Annotated in this window: 21 protein-coding genes and 1 pseudogene; 12 read left to right on the plus strand and 10 right to left on the minus strand. The window is 44.0% G+C overall.

Going from position 1 to position 19,910, the window contains the following annotated elements; genetic code table 11:
- The first annotated feature begins 95 nt into the window (after positions 1-95).
- The 9 genes from pgi to QZ735_RS01440 all read left to right on the plus strand — a co-directional run bounded on the left by pgi (position 96) and on the right by QZ735_RS01440 (position 7,542).
- Positions 96-1,736 (plus strand): glucose-6-phosphate isomerase, encoded by a 1,641-nt coding sequence (gene pgi / locus QZ735_RS01400; protein WP_294243503.1) that lies wholly within the window; start codon positions 96-98, stop codon positions 1,734-1,736.
- Positions 1,737-1,777: 41 nt separating this feature from the next.
- Positions 1,778-1,996 (plus strand): hypothetical protein, encoded by a 219-nt coding sequence (locus QZ735_RS01405; RefSeq protein ID WP_294243505.1) that lies wholly within the window; start codon positions 1,778-1,780, stop codon positions 1,994-1,996.
- Positions 1,986-2,276: a type II toxin-antitoxin system RelE/ParE family toxin gene (locus QZ735_RS01410; RefSeq protein WP_294243507.1), complete on the plus strand. Its 291-nt coding sequence runs from the start codon at positions 1,986-1,988 to the stop codon at positions 2,274-2,276. Before QZ735_RS01405 ends, QZ735_RS01410 begins: the two co-directional genes overlap by 11 nt.
- A 33-nt stretch (positions 2,277-2,309) precedes the next feature.
- Positions 2,310-3,194: a bifunctional 5,10-methylenetetrahydrofolate dehydrogenase/5,10-methenyltetrahydrofolate cyclohydrolase gene (locus tag QZ735_RS01415; protein ID WP_294243509.1), complete on the plus strand. Its 885-nt coding sequence runs from the start codon at positions 2,310-2,312 to the stop codon at positions 3,192-3,194.
- Between the two features lie 7 nt (positions 3,195-3,201).
- The gene (locus QZ735_RS01420; RefSeq protein WP_294243511.1) at positions 3,202-3,831 is read left to right on the plus strand and encodes a 7-carboxy-7-deazaguanine synthase QueE; all 630 of its coding nucleotides are present in this window, start codon (positions 3,202-3,204) and stop codon (positions 3,829-3,831) included.
- Between the two features lie 40 nt (positions 3,832-3,871).
- Positions 3,872-5,242 carry an exopolysaccharide biosynthesis polyprenyl glycosylphosphotransferase gene (locus tag QZ735_RS01425; protein WP_294243513.1) on the plus strand — a complete coding sequence of 457 codons (1,371 nt, stop codon included), beginning with the start codon at positions 3,872-3,874 and terminating at the stop codon, positions 5,240-5,242.
- 137 nt (positions 5,243-5,379) lie between these two features.
- Positions 5,380-6,132 carry an ABC transporter permease gene (locus QZ735_RS01430; RefSeq protein WP_294243514.1) on the plus strand — a complete coding sequence of 251 codons (753 nt, stop codon included), beginning with the start codon at positions 5,380-5,382 and terminating at the stop codon, positions 6,130-6,132.
- Positions 6,132-6,947 (plus strand): ABC transporter ATP-binding protein, encoded by an 816-nt coding sequence (locus tag QZ735_RS01435; protein ID WP_294243515.1) that lies wholly within the window; start codon positions 6,132-6,134, stop codon positions 6,945-6,947. Before QZ735_RS01430 ends, QZ735_RS01435 begins: the two co-directional genes overlap by 1 nt.
- Positions 6,931-7,542 (plus strand): outer membrane beta-barrel protein, encoded by a 612-nt coding sequence (locus QZ735_RS01440; protein ID WP_294243516.1) that lies wholly within the window; start codon positions 6,931-6,933, stop codon positions 7,540-7,542. The genes QZ735_RS01435 and QZ735_RS01440 overlap by 17 nt, the downstream gene beginning before the upstream one ends.
- Positions 7,543-7,574: 32 nt before the next feature.
- Here the strand turns inward: QZ735_RS01440 and QZ735_RS01445 are convergent, their stop codons facing one another.
- Both QZ735_RS01445 and QZ735_RS01450 read right to left on the minus strand, forming a co-directional pair.
- Entirely contained in the window at positions 7,575-7,886 is a 312-nt protein-coding gene (locus QZ735_RS01445) for a hypothetical protein (RefSeq protein ID WP_294243517.1), read from the minus strand.
- 117 nt (positions 7,887-8,003) lie between these two features.
- Positions 8,004-8,810, minus strand: coding sequence for a M48 family metallopeptidase (locus QZ735_RS01450; protein ID WP_294243519.1), 807 nt, complete (start codon positions 8,808-8,810; stop codon positions 8,004-8,006).
- Positions 8,811-8,916: 106 nt separating this feature from the next.
- Between QZ735_RS01450 and QZ735_RS01455 the strand changes: the two genes are divergently transcribed.
- The gene (locus QZ735_RS01455) at positions 8,917-9,462 is read left to right on the plus strand and encodes a DUF4251 domain-containing protein (protein WP_294243521.1); all 546 of its coding nucleotides are present in this window, start codon (positions 8,917-8,919) and stop codon (positions 9,460-9,462) included.
- Here QZ735_RS01455 and meaB read toward each other — a convergent pair.
- Positions 9,453-10,451: a methylmalonyl Co-A mutase-associated GTPase MeaB gene (gene meaB, locus QZ735_RS01460; protein WP_294243523.1), complete on the minus strand. Its 999-nt coding sequence runs from the start codon at positions 10,449-10,451 to the stop codon at positions 9,453-9,455. The two genes, QZ735_RS01455 and meaB, sit on opposite strands and share 10 nt — an antisense overlap.
- A gap of 177 nt (positions 10,452-10,628) precedes the next feature.
- Between meaB and QZ735_RS01465 the strand changes: the two genes are divergently transcribed.
- The gene (locus QZ735_RS01465) at positions 10,629-10,919 is read left to right on the plus strand and encodes a cytochrome c (RefSeq protein WP_294243525.1); all 291 of its coding nucleotides are present in this window, start codon (positions 10,629-10,631) and stop codon (positions 10,917-10,919) included.
- Between the two features lie 56 nt (positions 10,920-10,975).
- Here QZ735_RS01465 and QZ735_RS01470 read toward each other — a convergent pair whose 3' ends face one another.
- The 7 genes and pseudogenes from QZ735_RS01470 to scpA all read right to left on the minus strand — a co-directional run bounded on the left by QZ735_RS01470 (position 10,976) and on the right by scpA (position 19,017).
- Positions 10,976-11,899 (minus strand): alpha/beta hydrolase, encoded by a 924-nt coding sequence (locus QZ735_RS01470; protein ID WP_294243526.1) that lies wholly within the window; start codon positions 11,897-11,899, stop codon positions 10,976-10,978.
- A gap of 93 nt (positions 11,900-11,992) precedes the next feature.
- Positions 11,993-12,520, minus strand: coding sequence for a hypothetical protein (locus tag QZ735_RS01475; protein WP_294243528.1), 528 nt, complete (start codon positions 12,518-12,520; stop codon positions 11,993-11,995).
- Positions 12,507-13,205, minus strand: a pseudogene (prfH, locus tag QZ735_RS01480) (peptide chain release factor H). Before prfH ends, QZ735_RS01475 begins: the two are co-directional and overlap by 14 nt.
- A 95-nt stretch (positions 13,206-13,300) precedes the next feature.
- The gene (locus tag QZ735_RS01485) at positions 13,301-14,692 is read right to left on the minus strand and encodes an RtcB family protein (protein WP_294243529.1); all 1,392 of its coding nucleotides are present in this window, start codon (positions 14,690-14,692) and stop codon (positions 13,301-13,303) included.
- The gene (locus tag QZ735_RS01490; protein ID WP_294243531.1) at positions 14,680-15,456 is read right to left on the minus strand and encodes a hypothetical protein; all 777 of its coding nucleotides are present in this window, start codon (positions 15,454-15,456) and stop codon (positions 14,680-14,682) included. The genes QZ735_RS01485 and QZ735_RS01490 overlap by 13 nt, the downstream gene beginning before the upstream one ends.
- A gap of 657 nt (positions 15,457-16,113) precedes the next feature.
- Complete coding sequence (locus QZ735_RS01495; protein ID WP_294243533.1) at positions 16,114-16,626, minus strand: hypothetical protein; 513 nt, start codon at positions 16,624-16,626, stop codon at positions 16,114-16,116.
- A gap of 273 nt (positions 16,627-16,899) precedes the next feature.
- Positions 16,900-19,017: a methylmalonyl-CoA mutase gene (scpA, locus tag QZ735_RS01500; protein ID WP_294243535.1), complete on the minus strand. Its 2,118-nt coding sequence runs from the start codon at positions 19,015-19,017 to the stop codon at positions 16,900-16,902.
- Between the two features lie 205 nt (positions 19,018-19,222).
- Between scpA and QZ735_RS01505 the strand changes: the two genes are divergently transcribed.
- A partial coding sequence (locus QZ735_RS01505) for a hypothetical protein (RefSeq protein WP_294243537.1) occupies positions 19,223-19,910 on the plus strand: 688 nt, incomplete at its 3' end.

Consider the following 19,910-nt stretch of genomic DNA (forward strand, 5'->3'; position numbering starts at 1 on the left):
AAAATTCCGTAAATTTGCGCATCAACAATCGTGCAGACGGATCCGGCATTTAGACACCCCGACTCCGAAGCCTTAACACCTTAATTTCTAAACACATGCTATCAAAAATAAATCCAACTCAAACCAACAGCTGGAAAGCACTGGACGAACAGTTTGCCAACAATGACTTTGATCTGAGAAACCTTTTTGAAAATAACCCCAACCGTTTTACTGAATTTTCTATCAAAAGACCCAACTTTTTGTTTGATTATTCCAAGAACCTGATTGATGCTGAAACAAAGCACCTTCTCCTGAATCTGGCAGAAGAATGTAACCTGAAAGAAGCCATTTCCAAAATGTTTTCGGGTGACATCATCAACGAAACGGAAGGCAGGGCTGTACTTCATACGGCATTAAGAGATTTTTCCGGTAAGGAAATCCTGGTGGACGGAGAAAATATTAAACCTCAGATCAGAAGAGTACTGGATCACATGAAGTCTTTTTCCGAGAGCATCATCTCAGGAAACCATAAAGGCTTCAGCGGAAAAGAAATTACCGATGTCGTAAATATCGGGATCGGAGGTTCAGACCTGGGTCCGGTAATGGTGGTTTCTGCCCTGAAGCATTTTAAAACGAGGCTTAACGTTCATTTTGTATCCAATGTAGACGGAAACCATCTGGCGGAAGTCGTAAAAAATCTGAATCCTGAAACGACACTGTTCATTATTGCCTCCAAGACGTTTACGACACAGGAAACCATGACGAATGCCAACTCGGCAAAAGACTGGTTCCTGAATGCCGGAACCCAGGAAGATGTAGCCCGCCATTTCGTGGCGCTATCCACCAATGTGCAGGCAGTGAAGGATTTCGGGATTGCGGAAGAAAATATTTTTGAATTCTGGGATTGGGTCGGCGGCCGTTATTCCTTATGGAGTGCCATCGGACTGAGTATTGTTCTTTCCGTAGGCTATGATAATTTTGAGCAGCTCCTAAAGGGAGCGCATGATACGGATGTTCATTTCCAGACTGCGGAATTCCCTGAGAATATTCCGGTACTGATGGGAATACTGGGAATCTGGTACCGCAACTTCTATGCAGCTACCAGCTATGCCATCTTACCTTACTCCCAATACCTGGACCGTTTTGCAGCCTATCTCCAGCAGGGCGATATGGAAAGCAACGGAAAATGCGTGGACCGGAATGGTGAATTCGTAGACTATGAAACCGGCCCGATTATCTGGGGAGAGCCCGGAACCAACGGGCAGCATGCCTTTTATCAGCTGATCCACCAGGGAACCGAGCTGATTCCGGCAGATTTTATTGCGTATGCCAAGAGCCCGAATAAAGTTTCAGACCATCAGGATAAATTGCTGGCGAACTTTTTTGCCCAGACCGAAGCCCTTGCTTTCGGGAAAACGGAAGAAGAGGTAGAAGAAGAACTGAGAAATTCCGGGAAATCGGAAGAAGAAATTGACTTCCTGCTGAATTATAAAGTTTTCCATGGTAATACCCCGACCAATTCTGTGATCTTCAATGAGCTGACTCCATTTTCCCTCGGACAGCTGATTGCATTGTATGAGCATAAGATTTTCGTTCAGGGAGTGATCTGGAATATCTTCAGCTTCGACCAATTCGGTGTAGAACTGGGGAAAGTACTTGCCAACAAGATCCTTCCGGAACTGGAAAGCAATGAAGCGGTTACTTCTCATGACAGCTCTACCAACGGACTGATTAATTATTATAAAGCAAATAAATAAGTACTGCGGATTTTCATTAATTTTGATTAAAAATAAAACAAATGAGTACCATAACAATACATCTGAAAGATAAGGAAGAAGAAACTTTTATGGAAAATCTTTTGAAAAAAATGAAGATCCGTTTTGAAAAGGAAGAGGATGATTTTGAATTGACCGAAGAAATGAAAAGGTTGATTGATGAAAGAAAGGCTAAAAATCATACGGAATTTACTACGGCAAAAGATTTTTTACAAAAACTGAAAAAAGATCATGGCATTTGATATCTTCCATTATCCGGAAGCAAATGAAGATATTTTAGAAGCAGTACATTATTATAAAGCGATTTCTCCTTCAGCAGCTTCAAACTTTCGGAAGCAATTATCGAAAGCTTATGAAAACCTGGAGAAAAATCCCTTTTTCCAGATACGGTATGATGATGTAAGAGTACTCCCAATAAAAAAGTTTCCCTATATTATTCTCTTCCATATAGATGAAACTAAAAAATTTGTTTACATAATTTCCATTTTCTGCACGCATCAGAATCCGGAAAAGTATCCTTAACAATCTAATAAATAAAGTAAATAAAAAGTAAAAATGGCAGAAATTCTGGACGGATTAAAGATATCCAAAGAAATAAAACAGGAAATCAAGGCTGAGGTTGAAAAAATTGTTGCCGGGAAAAGAAGAGCCCCGCATTTGGTCGCCATCCTGGTGGGGAATAACGGAGCCAGCAAAGCCTACGTAAACTCCAAGGTGAAAGACTGTGAGGAAGTAGGATTCCAGTCAAGCCTGGTAAAATTCCCGAGCACGGTCTCCGAATCTGAGCTTTTGGAAAAAATTGATGAATTGAATAAGTCAAAAGCAGTGGACGGATTTATCGTTCAGCTTCCCCTGCCTGATCAGATCGACCAGGAAAAAATCATCAACGCAATTGATCCCAGGAAAGACGTGGATGGCTTCCATCCGGAAAACTTCGGAAGAATGGCATTGGAGATGGATACTTTCCTGCCTGCCACACCGTTTGGGATTTTAACATTGCTGGAAAGATACAATATCGAAACCAAAGGGAAAGACTGCGTCATCATCGGAAGAAGTAAAATCGTGGGAAGACCGATGAGCATCCTGATGGGAAGGAAAGATTTCCCGGGAAACTCTACCGTTACCCTGACGCATTCCTATACAAAGGATATTGAAGAATACACCCGGAAAGCGGATATTGTGATCACAGCTTTGGGTGACCCTCATTTCCTGAAAGGTGATATGATCAAGGAAGGAGCGGTGATCGTTGACGTAGGGATTACCAGAGTAGACAATGATTCTCCCAAGGGATATTACCTGGCAGGAGATGTAGATTTTGACAGCTGTGCGGCCAAAGCGAGCTGGATTACGCCTGTTCCGGGAGGAGTTGGGCCTATGACAAGAGCGATGCTGATGAAAAACACCATCATTGCCTATAAAACTTCGGTCTATAACGACTAATGTAATAATGAAAATAGAAGAAAATATTTTATTGAAAGAAGGTAAAATGCTCCCGGTGATGGAGCATTTTTACACTCTTCAGGGAGAGGGGGCCTATACCGGCAAAGCAGCCTATTTCATCAGACTGGGCGGATGCGATGTGGGATGCCACTGGTGCGATGTCAAGGAAAGCTGGGATCCCACCTTACATCCGCTGATGAATGCAGAAGAAATTGCAGAACAGGCAGCCAGTCACTGCAAAACCATCGTCCTTACCGGCGGTGAGCCGCTGATGTGGAATCTTGATGTTCTAACGTCCCGCCTGAAGGCATTGGGATGCACCATCCATATTGAAACTTCCGGAGCCTATCCTTTGAGCGGGCAGATCGACTGGATCACGCTTTCCCCTAAGAAGACAGGGCTTCCGAAAGAAGAGATTTACCGGCGGGCCCATGAGCTGAAAGTAATTGTCTTTAACCATAATGATTTTAAGTTTGCCCAGGAGCAGGCTTCGAAAGTTTCGGAACACTGTACCCTTTATCTCCAGAGCGAATGGAGCAAAAGAGATGAGATGTATCCCAAGATCACCGACTTTATTCTGGAACATCCTGAGTGGAGAGCTTCGGTTCAGACTCACAAATACCTGAATATACCGTAAAATTACGTAATTTAGACCCCGTAGCCGTTAATTCTAATCCATGCAGAGAATCCGATATTCCAGATATCTGAAATCGATTATTGTTTTGCTTGACCTTATGGTTATTGCAGGCGTTTTCGTATTCTTCTTTGTAAGCCGGAATATGGAATTGAAGTATAACCCGGAAACCTGGTACCAGAATGCGTTTTCCCTGGCCTTATTATTTCTGTTCTGGATGCTGCTGAGCGGCAGGACAAAAATCTACAATATCCCGAGGAACCTTACTTATACCCTTTTCCTTGAGCGGCTGCTCGTCCATTTCCTGTTGTTTATTTTCGGGATCCTGCTGATCAGTAAAGTAAGCCAGAATGTATTTTTCAATTCGGATATCTACTGGCTGTCATTTTATCTTTTCTTTTTTATCTTCCTGTCAAAATCGCTTATCTATTTCGGAATCAAATATTTCAGGAGTTTGGGGATTAATCACAGAAACGTTATGTTTCTCAGTGAAAACAATGCTACGGAAGTCCTGAAAAACATCCTGAAGACAAGAAAGGATTACGGATATAAAATCTTTAATTATACCCATCCTGAAATCAATGCTGAAGAACTGATCGGTTTCTGGAAAGCCAATGGCATCCACACCCTTTTTATCCCGATGGAAAATTCATACAGTGAAAGCAAGGAAAAGGAAATCTTCCGGCTGGCTGAGGCCAATAAGGTTCATATTTCTCTTATTCCGAGCATTACCCAAAGTGACTTTTTCCTCTATGACATGGGCTATATCCAGACACAGCCCGTACTGAACCAGGCAAAATACCCGCTGGATTACCATTCGAATTTCCTGCTGAAAAGGACTTTTGATGTTGTTTTTTCCATGATCGTGCTGATCACCATCTGTACGTGGCTCTTCCCGCTTATTGCCCTCTGTATTAAAATTACCTCAAAAGGACCTGTTTTTTTTATGCAGAAGAGATATGGATTTCATGAAGATGTATTTCAATGCATTAAGTTCCGGACCATGATTGTGAATGATGATTCCTCGGTAAAAACAACACAGCCCAATGATGCGCGCATCACGAAAATCGGCAGGTTCCTGAGGAAAACCAGCCTGGATGAAATGCCGCAGTTCCTGAATGTACTGAAAGGGGAAATGTCCATCGTCGGTCCAAGGCCGCATATGCTGGCAGTAGATAATTATTATAAGCCCAAAATCGGGAGGTACAGCCTCCGGAGTATGGTCAGCCCGGGAATCACAGGTCTGGCACAGGTTAATGGCCTTCGCGGGGATGCAGGCGATGTGGAACTCGAAATGAATAAGAGAATATTAGCTGATGCCTTTTACGTACGTAACTGGAGTTTTGTACTGGATCTCGTTATTATCCTCAAAACTGTATTATTGGTCATCGGAGGAGATAAAAACGCAGAATGAAGCAATTCAGATAGCCTGTCACATTGATGTTACAGACGGCCGTTTCAATATTTAATTTAAATTGACAACAGCATATCTGTTTCGGCACTCTTGTTGTTCTCTGATTTAAATTCAATAAAAAAGTCTAATTTAGCAGAATGGTAAAAAAGTTTTTTACAGCAATAGGAGAATACATTCTTCTCCTGGGTAAATCTATACAGAAACCTCAGAAGATGAGGGTATTCTGGAAGCTGTTCATGAGGGAAATCAATGATCTTGGCGTCAACTCTTTTGGTCTAGTCATCTTTACTTCTATATTTGTCGGGGCTGTTGTCGCCATACAGATGTTCAATAATTTTGATTCTTCGTCTTTTCCCATTCCGCCTTCATTTGTAGGATATGCTACCAAAGCGGTACTGGTACTGGAATTTTCACCCACCATCATCAGCCTGATCCTGGCAGGAAAAGTAGGCTCCTACATCGCTTCCAGCATCGGAACCATGAGGGTTTCTGAGCAGATTGATGCGCTGGATATCATGGGCGTAAATTCCCCTAACTTTTTGATTTTACCTAAAATTGCAGCCTGTATGCTGTTCAATCCTTTGCTTATTGCCATCAGTATTGTTTTCGGGATCGGCGGAGGATATATTGCCGGGGTTCTTACAGGAAACTGGACAACAAACGATTATATCACAGGGATACAGATGTTTATGCCTAACCTGTTTGTTTATTACGCATTTTCAAAGACTATTGTGTTTGCCTTTATTATCGCTACGGTACCCTCCTATTTCGGATATAATGTAAAGGGAGGATCACTGGAAGTAGGCCGTGCCAGTACACAGGCGGTGGTCTGGACGATGGTTTTCATCATCCTTTCTGAATTATTACTAACGCAATTAATTTTAAGCTGATGATTGAGGTAAAAGATCTTAAAAAAAGTTTTGATCAGGTTGAGGTGCTTAAAGGGATTTCAACGAGTTTTGATAAAGGTAAGGTAAATCTTATTATCGGCCAGAGCGGTTCGGGAAAAACGGTTTTCCTGAAAAGTTTACTGAATGTATTCCAGCCGACTTCGGGAGAAATCCTGTTTGACGGCAAGGATATCAATACCATGTCCCGTGATGAGAAGCAGCATCTCCGTTCAGAAATCGGAACGGTATTCCAGGGAAGTGCGCTGTTTGACTCGCTGACGGTGGAAGAGAATATCATGTTCCCACTGGACATGTTTACCAATCTTTCTTTCAGGGAAAAGAAACGGCGTGTCTTTGAAGTCATCGGCCGGGTACATCTGGATAAGGCCAATAGAAAATTTCCCTCTGAAATTTCCGGGGGAATGCAGAAGCGGGTGGCTATTGCGAGAGCGATCGTAAATAATCCTAAATACCTGTTCTGTGATGAGCCTAATTCCGGATTGGACCCTTATACGTCAAACGTCATCGATGACCTTCTGCTGGAAATCACCAAAGAATACAATACGACGACCATCATCAATACCCACGATATGAATTCCGTAATGACCATAGGTGAAAAAATCGTTTACCTGAGGCTTGGATTGAAAGAATGGGAAGGCAATAAAGATGTCCTGATTACTGCAGGTAACAAAAACCTCATCGACTTTGTCTATTCATCAGAACTTTTTAAAGAACTGAGGGAATATTTGCTTGAGAACAATAAAACTATTGATAATACAATCACAAAACTGGAAGACAATGAAAAAGATTCTTAGTACCGCACTTATAGGTTTTTCGCTGATGGCTACTGCACAGATTTCTCTGGCTGCTAAAGCGAATGTGATATTCCCTACAGGATCGCCAAGCTGGCAGAACATCAAAGGCACGGTAAACCAGGCCATTGAGGGGGAAGGTAAAAACAACGCAGGTTTTAACGTGGGATTATCATTGAAGGTAGGCTTACCTACTTCTTTTTTCCTGATGCCGGAACTGTATTATACCAACTTTAAAAACGAGTTTACAGCAGCCAATACCAGTTTTGATATCAAAAGCAGCCGTCTGGATCTGCCTGTATTGCTGGGATATAACGTGCTGGGAAACACCGTAGGCGTTTTTGTAGGTCCGGTAGCCAGCTATAACCTGAGCAAAGAAGATACATTCAATGATTTCAGGGAAAATGCCCGCGATAATTTCACCGTAGGTTACCAGTTCGGAGCACAGGTGGAAATCTCCAAGCTGATCCTGAACGCGAAATATGAAGGAGCCTTCAGTAAAGATTCCAGGAATTTCATCAACCGGGTTTCAGGCGAAGAGATCAGATATGACAACAGGCCCAACCTTTTTATGGTGGGGGTAGGATATAAATTCTAAAGCTATACCGGTAAAAATAAGAAATCCTCAGATCAGATCTGAGGATTTTGTCTTTGACCCTGTAATTCATTTTCACGCCTGGCAAGTTCTGCAGCTTGTTTTTCCAGGTCTTCTTTTTCTTTCTGAAGACGGACAAATTCTTTTCTCCTCTCCTCTTCCTTGATAGCACTTCCTTTGCTGGAATAGCCTACAATACCGCCGATAATCAGACCGATTCCAATACCGGCAAGAGTTCCCATGACATGGGACATCCTTATTTCTTCAACGGTAAAATCAGTAGTGAGATAAAACAGCAGTGCCGATACGGCAAGCAGTAAAAATCCTGTGATCGTTAAACCCTTCATAATAGTGGTGTTTGATGTGATGTAATATGATGTGATGTAATGTGATGATGAAAGAAAAAACCTTATTAAATTCAGAATCATTTAATAAGGTTCTTTACTCGAGGTTAAATTCGTAACTTATATTTTTCCGCCTGCAGCCTTATAATATTCCAGCGCTTTCGGAAGGTCTTTATTGATATCAGCAATCCTTGTTTCAGGATTCGGGTGGGTAGACAGGAATTCCGGCTGTCTGGCTCCGTTGGAAGCGGCTTCCATTCTGCCCCAGAAAGAAGTAGCTTCTCTCGGATCATATCCGGCCATGCTCATCAGGTATAGTCCCATTTCATCTGCTTCGGATTCCTGATTACGTCCGTATTTCAGTAAAGCGACCTGGGATCCGATAGGATAAACCTGCTGGAAGACGCTTGCCCACTGGGAGTTGGAAATACTGCCACCCAGAATAGCACCGCCATACTGCGCTACCATCGCCTGTGAAATTCTTTCATTCCCATGGCCGGCAAGTGCATGTGATACTTCATGTCCCATCACTACCGCAAGTCCGTTTTCATTTTTGGTTACCGGAAGAATTCCCGTATAGACCGCCACTTTTCCGCCGGGCATACACCATGCATTCAGTTCGTTGCTCTGGATCAGATTGAATTCCCACTGGTAATTGGCAATATCGCCTGATCTTCCTATGGTCTGATAATATTTCTGTGCTGCTGCTTTTATCCTTGATCCTACATTGGTTACTCTCTTTGCATCTGCAGTGCCCGTAATTACTTTTGATTTCCCTAAGGTTGTACGGTATTCCTGAGCAGCCATAGACATAATCTCGGAATTGTTCGCAAGCTGAAGGGATGATCTTCCCGTAATGGGGTTGGTGGTACATGCACTTACTGTTAAAGCCAGTGCTCCCATCCCTAAAAGATGTGTGATTTTCATATTTGTCCTATTATTAGTTCAACTTTAACAATTTTTATTCCAAAACAGTTTCTGCTTTTTACATTTGCATATAATTTGCTGCTGATCATCTACAAACGTTTATTTTATGAAAAAATATCTTTCTATCATATTGATCTCCGGATTTCTGATGATTTTCCAGAGTTGCTCTTCACAAAAAGGAGCTGATCCTCAAGCCGTCAGCATGCTGGTAAGTTCACAGGATTTTTCCTTCCATGCCCAGCGTGCAAATCCTACCAATTATGATGTCATTAACGTAATGACCTCATTACCCAATGCGCCGGCTACAAGAATCCTGGATCTTTCCGGAAGCAACTATTCGGTAGATCTCCGAAAAGGACAGCTGGATATGGCACTTCCCTATTTCGGGCGGGTTTTCAACCCGAGTTACGGAAATACCACCCAAAGCGGATACCGGCTGACTTCAAAGGATTTCACAGTAAATACTTCCCAGAATAAAAAGGGAAAATGGATCGTAAAGATCAAAGTAAATGATCAATCTACGGTAGATGAAATTATTATGGAAATTTATAAAAACGGCAAGGCTTTTACCTCTGTCCGGAGCAATGACCGGCAGCCGATTTCCTATGACGGATATATCACAAAAAACGAAGCTGAAAAACCTCAGCCCTGATTGATTGAATTTTCAGACAGGAATTTCTGAACAAATAATCTGGCTTCGGTACTGGGACTTGAAACCATGGCCGAAGCATTTTTTTTATGTTCTTCGTAAGCATTTCCTATGGCATCGCTTTTTTTCATCATCGACAGAATATACTGCTGTACCCAGTATTCATATCTTTTTTCAGCCTGCCATAGCCTTACTTCATGAAAGCGGCCGCTTTTCATTTTAAAGTTGACAAAATCATGTATTTTTGAGAAGACCTCATCAAGACCGCTGTTCTGCAATGCAGATCCCAGTACTACCGGAACTTTCCAGTTTTTCTCTTTCGGCGGCATAAAATCCAGCGCCCTTTTCAGTTCCAGCCGGGTATTTTTTCCTTTCTGCAGGTTATCCTTTTCTACTTTATTGATGAAGATCACATCCACCATTTCCATGATGCCCCGCTTGATGCCCTGAAGCTCATCCCCGCCGCCTATAATTTTAAGAAAAAGGAAGACATCGGTAATATCTGCCACCAGCACTTCAGACTGCCCTACTCCTACGGTTTCGATAAGGATGAAATCATATCCTGCCGCTTCGCAGATCATCATGGTTTCAAAAGTGGTATTGGCTACGCCCCCCAGGAATCCGGAGCTCGGAGACGGACGGATAAAAGCATTTTCTTCTTTTGCCAGCTCTTCCATACGGGTTTTATCGCCCAGGATGCTGCCTTTATTAATGGCTGAACTCGGGTCTATAGCCAGCACAGCTACTTTTTTACCTTCAGAGATGGCCAGCCGGCCGAAATTTTCTATGAATGTCGATTTACCGGCTCCCGGAACACCGGTAATGCCTACGCGCACCGAGTTTCCCGTAAAAGGCATAATCCGCTTGAGCAACTCTTCAGCCTGCTGCCGGTGTTCGTTTTTTTTACTTTCTACCAGGGTGATGGCTTTTGCGATCAGGCGTTTGTTGCCCGATCGTATTCCTGCTGCCAGTTCTTCTGTAGAAAATTTCATTGAATCAAAAGTAAACATTTAAAATTCAACGGTCAATAGACACAACGCTCATTTTCTTCAAAATTTTGCCTGCCCTTATACTGATAGTGCTAATTTTTATTTCTTCTAAATTATTCTGTTTTCAGCGGTGGGAAAAGGTAATTTGTTACATTTGTCCATCAAATAAATACTATTCACATGAAAAGAATTATCGCGGGTGCAGCATTTACTGCTTTGGTACTGGCCTCCTGTACGCCAAAATCGTCTACTGCCACAGCCCCTGTTGCCAGCACTTCTACGGCAGAACAGATTGCCCAGGGAAAAACCATTTTTGAAAATTCCTGCGGGCGGTGCCATAAGCTGCCTGATCCTGCCGCCCATACGCCGGTACAATGGGTAGGAATCATGAATTCCATGGCTCCGAAGGCTAAACTTACTGATGAACAGCACCAGTGGGTATACGACTACATCGTATCGGTTAAAAAATAAAAAAAGCTTTCTTCCGAAAGCTTTTTTTTATGAATCATGAGGAAGGTGTTGAGCTTTCACCTGAATCCGTTAGCCTGCATCCAGTCCTGAAAAAGATCAGGCCATGAAGAGGTTTCCGTACCGGGCTTTCCCATTCCCCAGCCGTGGCCGCCCTGCTGGAAAATATGCAGTTCAGCAGGTATTCCCGATTTCCTCAATGCTGAAAACATCAGCAGGCTGTTATCTATGGAAGCAATGGGATCATCTGAAGCCTGGGCCAGGAATACCGGCGGCATTCCTGCTTTCACCTGCTTTTCAACGGAAAATTCAGATTCTTCAGCCATTGACGGATGCTTTCCCAGGATGCTTTTCTGCGAATGGGTGGTATCATTAGGCGGAAGCATGGAAATTACCGGATAAATCAGCCCTGCAAAATCCGGTTTTGCAGATATGCCGTCTACAGCATCTACAGGCTTATAGAACACTTTATCCGGCACTGAAGCCACCATTCCTGCAAGATGGCCTCCTGCCGAGAAACCCAATATGCCAATTTTATGAGGATCCACAGCATATTCAGCCGCATGGGCACGGATCATCCGTAAGGCTCTCTGACCGTCTTCAAAAGGAACGTACGGAGTTTCCCAGCCTTCCTGCGGGAGCCTGTAAATCAGTTCGAAAGCTGTAATCCCCTTTGATACCAGCCATTCTGCTGCAGGCCCGCTTTCTTTTCCGGTTTCAATATGCGCATATCCGCCGCCGCTGATTACCAGCACTGCCACTCCATTGGGCGTTTCCGGGCGGTGGACGATAAGCCTGGGCGTTGAAATATGGGTCAGGGAACCCTGGTTGTTGACTTCAGGACCCCGGGCTCCACTGGCATCCGGCATTTTGTCCGGCCAGAGCGGGATTTCCGGCAGAGAATGTACAGCATAGGTTTGAGCAATGGCATGAATGTTCACAAGGGACAGTGCTGCCGTCAGTAAAAATAATTTTTTCATCATTATGGCTTATTTAAATAATGCTGCAATATAATTGAAAAATTGTTTCGTAAGCATCCTTTGTTCCGGATCACTGCATCATGACCTGAAAGACCACTATGCCTTGGATTTTTTCTTCTTCTTTTTTCCTGTAATCTTCTTTTTATTCTCAGTCAATGATTTTATAAATTTCTGCCTGGTTTTTAAAAGATCAAGCATTGACTGATCGCGGGCATATTTCCGGGCTTCCCGGAGGGAAACCTGCGCTTTTTTGAATTCAAGCTTTCTTTCATTCAATACTGACTGCTGAGTGAGGATTTTATATTTATCAATCCCTTTTATTTTCATTGCATAAGCAATCAATTTTCCGGCTTCTTCAAGATCTTCGTTTTCCAGCAGGCATTTGATGTAATGCTGCGGGGTGTTGATATTGGTAACGTTGTACTGCATGGCTTCTGCAAAATAGCTTTTTGCCGTCTCGTAGTCCTTTACAATCTCGGAATGAATTCTTCCCATCAGGCAAAGGCTGTCCGGATCTTCCGGATCGTATGAAAGCGCATAGTTCAGAGCTTCAAGGCATTCCGAAAGATAATACGGATAATTGTCCAATGCTTCGAAGTAATATTTATTTTTAGTCAAGGTCATGATTGTACTTTTTTAATTCGTTTTTCAGGAAACTTCTCTTTTTGCTGAACGATTTATCCTGGTGCTGCTTTTTAAAATCCGTTCCGGTGAATGAACGCACCGGACTTCCCCGCTGTACCTGAAGGTGATTGTTCCAAGTTTCCTGCATTTTTCTTTCCAGCTGCTGGATATGGGCCGACTGTACTTTCTCCTTTAGTCTCAGGACCGCCCGTTTTTTATTTTCCAGCTGAGACCGCGAATCCTGTACGAACACGGCCTAGCCTGTCGGTTCATAGGTGGCACGGACCGCCGTATTTACCTTATTGACATTCTGGCCGCCGCTTCCCTGGCTTCTGACGGTCTGGAACCGGATGTTTTTTTCCTGGAAATGTATTTCGCTCACCTCTTCCAGACGGAAAATACCGATGTACCAGTTGCTCCTTTTATGGAGCTTCCGGAAGGTACTTCTGCCTGTCCAGCAAACACTTCCCAACCAACGGCTTAATAATTCGCCGGTCCCTTTTCCGCTCAGCAGCAGGGTAACGGATTTCAATGTAAAATTTTCATCGCCATTCTCACGGTGGATGATCTCATATTGTACAGCAGCCTGTACGGCTTCCTCCAGGAAAACTTTCAGAACTTTGGCCACTACCCACTGGCATTCCAAAGGCCCTCTTCCCGAGGTGATCTGTATGATCGTATTCATTTTTTTAATTTTTGGTAAACCTGACAGATTTCGGAAACTGTCAGGTTGTTTTATGACAAATTCGGTGGTTTGCAGCATGGCTGCTTTTATCCTTCCTATTTATCCATCCTTACGATTCTCGGCTGGAAGGTGCCCAGGATCTCAACAAGTTCGCTCTGTGCATTCATCACTTCATGGATATCTTTGTAGGCCATCGGCGCTTCCTCCGTATTTCCGCCCATGAGTGTGACATTTTTAAGCTGTAATTCTTTTTTAATATCATTCAGGGTGAATAAATTCCTGCATTCTCCTCTGGAAAAAGCACGTCCGGCGCCATGGGAGGCAGAATGCAGTGAATCCGGATTCCCTTTTCCGCGCACGATAAATCCTTTAGCCGTCATAGAGCCGGGAATCATTCCCAATTCATTTTCCTTTGCGGGAGTAGCTCCTTTCCGGTGAACAATTACTTCTTTCCCGTTATGGATTTCCTTCCAGGCGAAATTGTGGTGATTTTCAATCCTGGCCTTCAGCCTGCCGCCGACAGCTTTTATCAGTCTCCGGTGGATATCGTCATGACAGGCTGAGGCATAATCCCCTGCCAGGTTCATGGCGGTCCAGTATTCCATGCCCAGATGGCTATCCAGATCCAGCCATGCAAAGCTCCGGGCTTCTTTTGGTAACGGACACTGGTCTGTGGCTACCCTGGAATAGTATTGGGCAATCTCGGCGCCTAACCCCCGTGAACCGCTATGGGAAAGGATCCCGAGGTATTTCCCTTTTGGCAGACCGATCTGCCTGTCTTCTTCCGTAATCTCCACTTCCCCGAATTCCACGAAATGGTTTCCGCCGCCGGAGCTGCCCATCTGTTTCACGGCTTTTCCTTTCAGCCTTCTCAAAATGGGAATCAGATCGAAGGTATCCCTGTCGAAAACCTCATGGTCGATGTGGGATTTGTGGGTTTCATACATCCCGAATTTTGTATGCTCCGCCAGAGCCTTTTCATATTTATCCCTGGCTCCGTCCAGGTAAGAAACCGGAGTATCCAGGATGCTGAGGCACATCCTGCATCCGATATCCATACCGACTCCATACGGAATTACGGCATTTTCCACGGCAAGCACGCCTCCGATCGGAAGGCCGTAGCCACTGTGGGCATCGGGCATCAGTGCTCCCTGTATGGATACCGGAAGCTTCAGCGCCGTGTACAGCTGGTTTTTGGCTTCGTCTGAAATCCGGTTCCCGAATACCTGAAACGGAGCCCGGCCGGTATTCAGCATTCTTTTTTCCGTTTTTTTTGCTGACAGAAGGGCTTCCGCAATCTGGCCGAAAGTCAGGTCTTCTTCAAAACGTACCGGATCTGTCAGGATTTCCTTCAGCAAAGCTTTTACGTGATGAATATTTTTGGTGGCAAAATTCCTCTTCATGACCTCCAGCGCAATATTGACGCTCTGGTTGTTCGGATAGCCGATTTTTAATATGTCTTTTCCTTTAAGTTTTAAATTTCCCATGAGTGTAGGTTTAAATAATTACGGACGTTTCCATCGTCCAGATTTTCTGCAATCTCCGTTGCAGACATTTTACAGGTGAAGTATTTTTTACTCGTCATAAGGTGGGTTTCCTGCTTCCCATCGTTCCACTTACGCGATCCGCCATAGATCTTTTTTATGACCAGGCCGGCAATCTTATGTCTGTCCAGATAAGCGTACAGTGCATCATACTCCTTTTCCAGGCCGGAATCCAGCGGTTTGTAATGGGTAATCATGTAAGGGATTACCTTCAGTACAAATCTCCATGGTTCTGTGAATTCGTATACCGTATTGTATCTTTTTCTGTACGGATCGTATTCTTCTTTTTTCATAAAGTACTGCTTTTCACGGTCTGTGATCCCTGTTTTGGGATCAAGCCACTTCGTTAGGGAGAGCCTTTCGAGGTGCTGGATCCTTTCCACCTGGATTTTCCGGCCTCTCCTCTTTTTCTTTTTTGTGAATTTCCGGTTCTCCGAATACATCCGTGTATTGATTTTCTCCAGTATTGCTTCAAAGAATTCCCTGTCGGCGCCGGCCTTTATATCTTCCCTAACGGCAAAAAACCTTACGAAGCCTTTCTGATAGGGCTTATCAAGCGGTACCAGAGAAATGTTTCTCTTCAGATGCCAGAGTTTTTCACTACGGACATGCTTTTTCCTGATCTGTTTTTCCTGATCTTTTTTTATTATTCTTTTCCTGCTTCTCAGGCTCCTTAGCCTGAAGGGCAGAAGGTTATCGTCTTCCATTGCTATTCCCGGTATTAGGATGCAGAGCTGTGCCTGTTTACTGCTGACCGGAACGATCTGCCGTTCAACTATAATTTCAGTTGAGCGGATATCGTAAACCTATGAGGTTTTAAAAACCTCATGGGTTTGTACCAGCCGCTTTCCATAGCCCTGATTGCAGCGGCATCCTTTTTGTGCGGCAAGGTAAGCCCTGGCCAAAAAGATACAGCGGAAAGCAGGAAACAGCTCCTGATAAAAAAATTTGAAATGATTCCGGGAAATGATCCGTAGATCTTAATCTTTGCACAACAAAAAAACCCGGAATCTTACGACTCCGGGTTCTGATATTTCATTGTACTGTTATTCTAAGAAAATACCCTACCGCGAAGCCTTACCACCATAAGGGGTAATCCTGTAGAAGAAATAGGTGTTACTCTGAACATTGCTCCGTTGTTTTTTTAAGGGTTAAACTTTATTTTGAATTGCAAATATAATAAAAATTTACAAATTGGCAAATCATCTGAATTTTATCTGCCGATAAGCGTTCATCCCCGGCTTATAAGTATGAAATATGTGCGCCTGATCCTGCAGTATTAAAAAAAACAGAGGCCGGCGGAATGTATAAAGAAAGGCCATCATAAAAAACGACGGCCTGATTTGTATTAGGAAAAAGTGATGTTAATCTTTGGAGCCCTGGCTGTCCATTTCGTCTTCCATGCCCCTGTGGTTGCCCGTATCCTGACGGTCTGACCCCAGAAAGTAAACGTTATGCCTTGCCTTGGCAATGATGCCGTTATAAACATCCTCTGACATTCCTTCGGGAGGAGTATCCTGCTGCTGGTGGTTATGGGTTTCCCCTTCTTTACGCTGTACCTGAATAGCCCCTTTTTCATTAAGGATCATTTTTGCCCTCTGTGCTTCTTCAAAGGTATCTGCATAGACCACAATATTGGTATTTCCGGTACTTTCGTTCCGGTAAGCATCCAGTGCTTCTATATCGTTGGCGAAGATAAAGTCCCAGAAGCTCTGGTCTCTCGTATGGGTTTCATGTGCCTCTCCTGCCAGTTCGTTCGAAGTCTGCGCTTTTGAGATCAGGATATCAGATTCATTGAATCCGAAATTTTTCAGGTCATTTTTAATTCCTTCCGTATCTGCTGTCGAAGGAAAAACGGAAACTACTGTATAAGCCATAATTATTTTTTTAAAGTTTATACAAAAGCCATGCAAACCGCAATTCCCGTAACGTTAAAATAGTTTAACGTAAACCGGACCGGAAGTCCGTTCAGCCAATGAGAGAAGGAAACCGGGCGCCGGAAAGTGACCGGTTAACCTTCTTTCCTATAGTTCAGCACATCCAACCGTAATTTTTATCTGCAGGGATCTCATTTGCGTGCTGACTTCACCGGCTGGCGCTTTATTCTGACAGCCAGGTGCAGGCAGAGCGAAGGCACTTATCATTTCCCGTTAATGTAAAAACCGTTCTAAAATGTCTACGGCACATTTCGGAAGATTGGTACCGGGGCCGAAGATAAAATCGGCGCCATTGGCATACAGGAATTCGTAATCCTGCTGCGGAATGACTCCTCCGACTACAATGGTAATATCATCTGCCCCCAGTTTTCCGAGTTCCGCCACCACCTGCGGAACCAGTGTCTTATGTCCGGCAGCCAGCGATGAAACGCCTAAAATATGGATGTCGTTTTCCACGGCCTGCTTTGCTACTTCTTCGGGTGTCTGGAACAGCGGTGCGACGTCTACATCGAATCCCATATCGGCAAAAGCGGTGGCCACTACCTTGGCTCCCCTGTCATGACCGTCCTGGCCCATTTTGGCCACCATCAGTCTGGGACGGCGGCCTTCTTCATCTTCAAATTTCTGGGTCAGCTCCAAAGCTTTTCCGAAATATTCATTTTTCCCTGCGTTCATGGCATATACTCCTGAGATGGTTCTGATGTTTGCTTTGTACCTGCCGAAGCTTTCTTCCATGGCATCACTCATTTCCCCGAGCGTCACCCTTCTTCTGGCCGCTTCGATGCACAGGGCAAGTAAATTTCCTTCACCGGTTTTGGCAGAGGTCCTGATTTCACTTAAAATTCCTTCTACAGCTTCGGTATTTCTTTCCGCTTTTATTTTTTCCAGTCTTTCGATCTGTTTCCTGCGGACTTCCGTATTATCGATGTCCAGGATTTCCATAGGCTGCTGTTTCAGTGCTGACCGGAATGAATTTACGCCGATAATGAATTCTTCCCCGCTGTCAATTTTGGCCTGTTTCCGGGCGGCAGCTTCTTCAATCCTCATTTTCGGGATACCGGCTTCAATGGCTTTGGTCATACCGCCTTCCTGCTCCACCTCATCAATGTATTTCATGGCCTCTTCAATCATCTGCTGGGTCAGGCTTTCCACCAGGTTGCTTCCGCCCATCGGGTCTACGACATCGCAGATGCCGCTTTCCTGCTGCAGGATGATCTGGGTATTCCGTGCAATCTTTGCCGAATAGTCGGTTGGGAGCGCAATGGCTTCGTCCAGCGCGTTGGTATGGAGCGACTGTGTTCCGCCCAATGCCGAAGACAGCGCTTCAATGGCTGTCCGGGTAATATTATTGAAGGGTTCCTGTTCCGTAAGGGACCATCCTGAAGTTTGGGAATGCGTCCGTAATGCCAGTGATTTCGGGTTCTGCGGATCAAACTGCTTCAATAGGGTGGCCCAGATGTACCTTGCGGCTCTCATTTTCGCGATTTCCATAAAATGGTTCATGCCAATGGCCCAGAAAAAGGATAAGCGGGGGGCAAAATCATCCACCTTCATTCCGGCCTGTATTCCGGTACGCACATATTCGAGTCCGTCTGCTAAGGTATAAGCCATTTCCAGTACCGGTGTGGCCCCGGCTTCCTGCATATGGTAGCCTGAAATGGAGATTGAGTTGAATTTCGGAATGTTCCGGGAAGTATATTCGAAAATATCGGCAATGATCTTCATTGAGGGAGCCGGCGGATAGATATAGGTATTCCGTACCATGAATTCTTTGAGGATGTCATTCTGGATAGTCCCGGAAAGCAGTTCCTGTGAAACACCCTGCTCTTCTGCAGCAACGATATAGAATGAAAGAATGGGCAGCACGGCGCCGTTCATCGTCATGGAAACTGAAATCTGGTCCAGCGGAATTTCATTGAACAGGATTTTCATATCCTCAACCGAATCAATCGCTACACCGGCTTTTCCGACATCGCCCACCACTCTCGCATGATCGGAATCATATCCTCTGTGGGTTGCCAGGTCAAAAGCCACGGAAAGTCCTTTTTGCCCCGCCGCCAGGTTTCTTCTGTAGAAAGCATTGGATTCCTCGGCTGTGGAAAATCCCGCATACTGGCGGATGGTCCAGGGTTTCTGTACATACATGGTGGAATACGGTCCGCGGAGATAAGGTGCTATCCCCGGCGAAGTCTTCGTAAGCTCCTTATCCTTAACATCTTCCGGACGGTAAGATGACTTCAGTTGCAATCCGTCTTTTTCAAACGGATAGATTTCCGGTGATGTACCGGAGATGTCAAACTGAGGCGTTTTATTCTGAATTTCCCTTCTCATACTTTCAGATTTAATAGATGGCTAAAATTACACTTTTTTGGGAGAATACGCTTTTGGGAATTCAATCCAGGAGAATATGGGTCTTACAGGATATTAACAGGGTATCAAATTGCGTCCGGCATTGTTTATTCTACCAGTGCGGGCTATTCATTTACCAGGGAATTTATGTATTTTTGCAGACCTAATTTTAAACCCATTATTAACCATGAAAAAGTTATTCTTTTCAGCAGCGCTTTTTGCGGCAAGCTTTATGTTCGGACAGCTTACGTTGGAGCACGCATTTAACACCGAAGAAACCTATGTTTATTCTACGTCTACAGAAACGTATTATTTTTCCTTAACGGCAGACAATAAGATTAAAATTTACAATCCGGATTATTCTGTTTACAAAACTGTAATTCTTCCGTTGCCTGCAACCTATATACATCCGTTTTTCAGCTCATATGATCTTGGCTATGATTTTACTGTTTCAAAAAACATCTTCAATACAGACAACAAATTTGAAATCATGATCGGAGCTCAATCCTCTAATTTCACTTTTAAAAATAAGCTTATGCTGATCAATGAAGACGGTGTTTTGCTTAAAGATTTCAATCCTGATCCCACTATTGGTAATGTAAACTTCAATGTTTACCACGATTCCGTAAGCAATACCAATAAATTAGTGGTCTATAATGAGAGCCGAGTCAATGATATTTACCAATCTCATACCGAAATCTATGCCTTACCCACCACAGTACTGAGTGCGAAAGAAATCCAGGCTGTCAGTAAATTATCGGCTTTTCCCATTCCGGCCAGCACGGTGCTGAACATTACAAATCCCGGAACCGGAGCCGGTAAAGTACAGGTTTTTGACGCTTCGGGAAAAATTGTGGCAGACCAGTCTTTCTCAG

Source organism: uncultured Chryseobacterium sp. (assembly GCF_913776365.1).
Lineage (GTDB): Bacteria > Bacteroidota > Bacteroidia > Flavobacteriales > Weeksellaceae > Chryseobacterium.

What these genes read in the sequence shown, in the direction of transcription:
- pgi (WP_294243503.1), top strand. Translation starts at nt 96, where the DNA reads ATGCTATCAAAAATAAATCCAACTCAAACCAACAGCTGGAAAGCACTG.
- QZ735_RS01405 (WP_294243505.1), top strand. Translation starts at nt 1,778, where the DNA reads ATGAGTACCATAACAATACATCTGAAAGATAAGGAAGAAGAAACTTTT.
- QZ735_RS01410 (WP_294243507.1), top strand. Translation starts at nt 1,986, where the DNA reads ATGGCATTTGATATCTTCCATTATCCGGAAGCAAATGAAGATATTTTA.
- QZ735_RS01415 (WP_294243509.1), top strand. Translation starts at nt 2,310, where the DNA reads ATGGCAGAAATTCTGGACGGATTAAAGATATCCAAAGAAATAAAACAG.
- QZ735_RS01420 (WP_294243511.1), top strand. Translation starts at nt 3,202, where the DNA reads ATGAAAATAGAAGAAAATATTTTATTGAAAGAAGGTAAAATGCTCCCG.
- QZ735_RS01425 (WP_294243513.1), top strand. Translation starts at nt 3,872, where the DNA reads ATGCAGAGAATCCGATATTCCAGATATCTGAAATCGATTATTGTTTTG.
- QZ735_RS01430 (WP_294243514.1), top strand. Translation starts at nt 5,380, where the DNA reads ATGGTAAAAAAGTTTTTTACAGCAATAGGAGAATACATTCTTCTCCTG.
- QZ735_RS01435 (WP_294243515.1), top strand. Translation starts at nt 6,132, where the DNA reads ATGATTGAGGTAAAAGATCTTAAAAAAAGTTTTGATCAGGTTGAGGTG.
- QZ735_RS01440 (WP_294243516.1), top strand. Translation starts at nt 6,931, where the DNA reads ATGAAAAAGATTCTTAGTACCGCACTTATAGGTTTTTCGCTGATGGCT.
- QZ735_RS01445 (WP_294243517.1), bottom strand. Translation starts at nt 7,886, where the DNA reads ATGAAGGGTTTAACGATCACAGGATTTTTACTGCTTGCCGTATCGGCA.
- QZ735_RS01450 (WP_294243519.1), bottom strand. Translation starts at nt 8,810, where the DNA reads ATGAAAATCACACATCTTTTAGGGATGGGAGCACTGGCTTTAACAGTA.
- QZ735_RS01455 (WP_294243521.1), top strand. Translation starts at nt 8,917, where the DNA reads ATGAAAAAATATCTTTCTATCATATTGATCTCCGGATTTCTGATGATT.
- meaB (WP_294243523.1), bottom strand. Translation starts at nt 10,451, where the DNA reads ATGAAATTTTCTACAGAAGAACTGGCAGCAGGAATACGATCGGGCAAC.
- QZ735_RS01465 (WP_294243525.1), top strand. Translation starts at nt 10,629, where the DNA reads ATGAAAAGAATTATCGCGGGTGCAGCATTTACTGCTTTGGTACTGGCC.
- QZ735_RS01470 (WP_294243526.1), bottom strand. Translation starts at nt 11,899, where the DNA reads ATGATGAAAAAATTATTTTTACTGACGGCAGCACTGTCCCTTGTGAAC.
- QZ735_RS01475 (WP_294243528.1), bottom strand. Translation starts at nt 12,520, where the DNA reads ATGACCTTGACTAAAAATAAATATTACTTCGAAGCATTGGACAATTAT.
- QZ735_RS01485 (WP_294243529.1), bottom strand. Translation starts at nt 14,692, where the DNA reads ATGGGAAATTTAAAACTTAAAGGAAAAGACATATTAAAAATCGGCTAT.
- QZ735_RS01490 (WP_294243531.1), bottom strand. Translation starts at nt 15,456, where the DNA reads ATGGAAGACGATAACCTTCTGCCCTTCAGGCTAAGGAGCCTGAGAAGC.
- QZ735_RS01495 (WP_294243533.1), bottom strand. Translation starts at nt 16,626, where the DNA reads ATGGCTTATACAGTAGTTTCCGTTTTTCCTTCGACAGCAGATACGGAA.
- scpA (WP_294243535.1), bottom strand. Translation starts at nt 19,017, where the DNA reads ATGAGAAGGGAAATTCAGAATAAAACGCCTCAGTTTGACATCTCCGGT.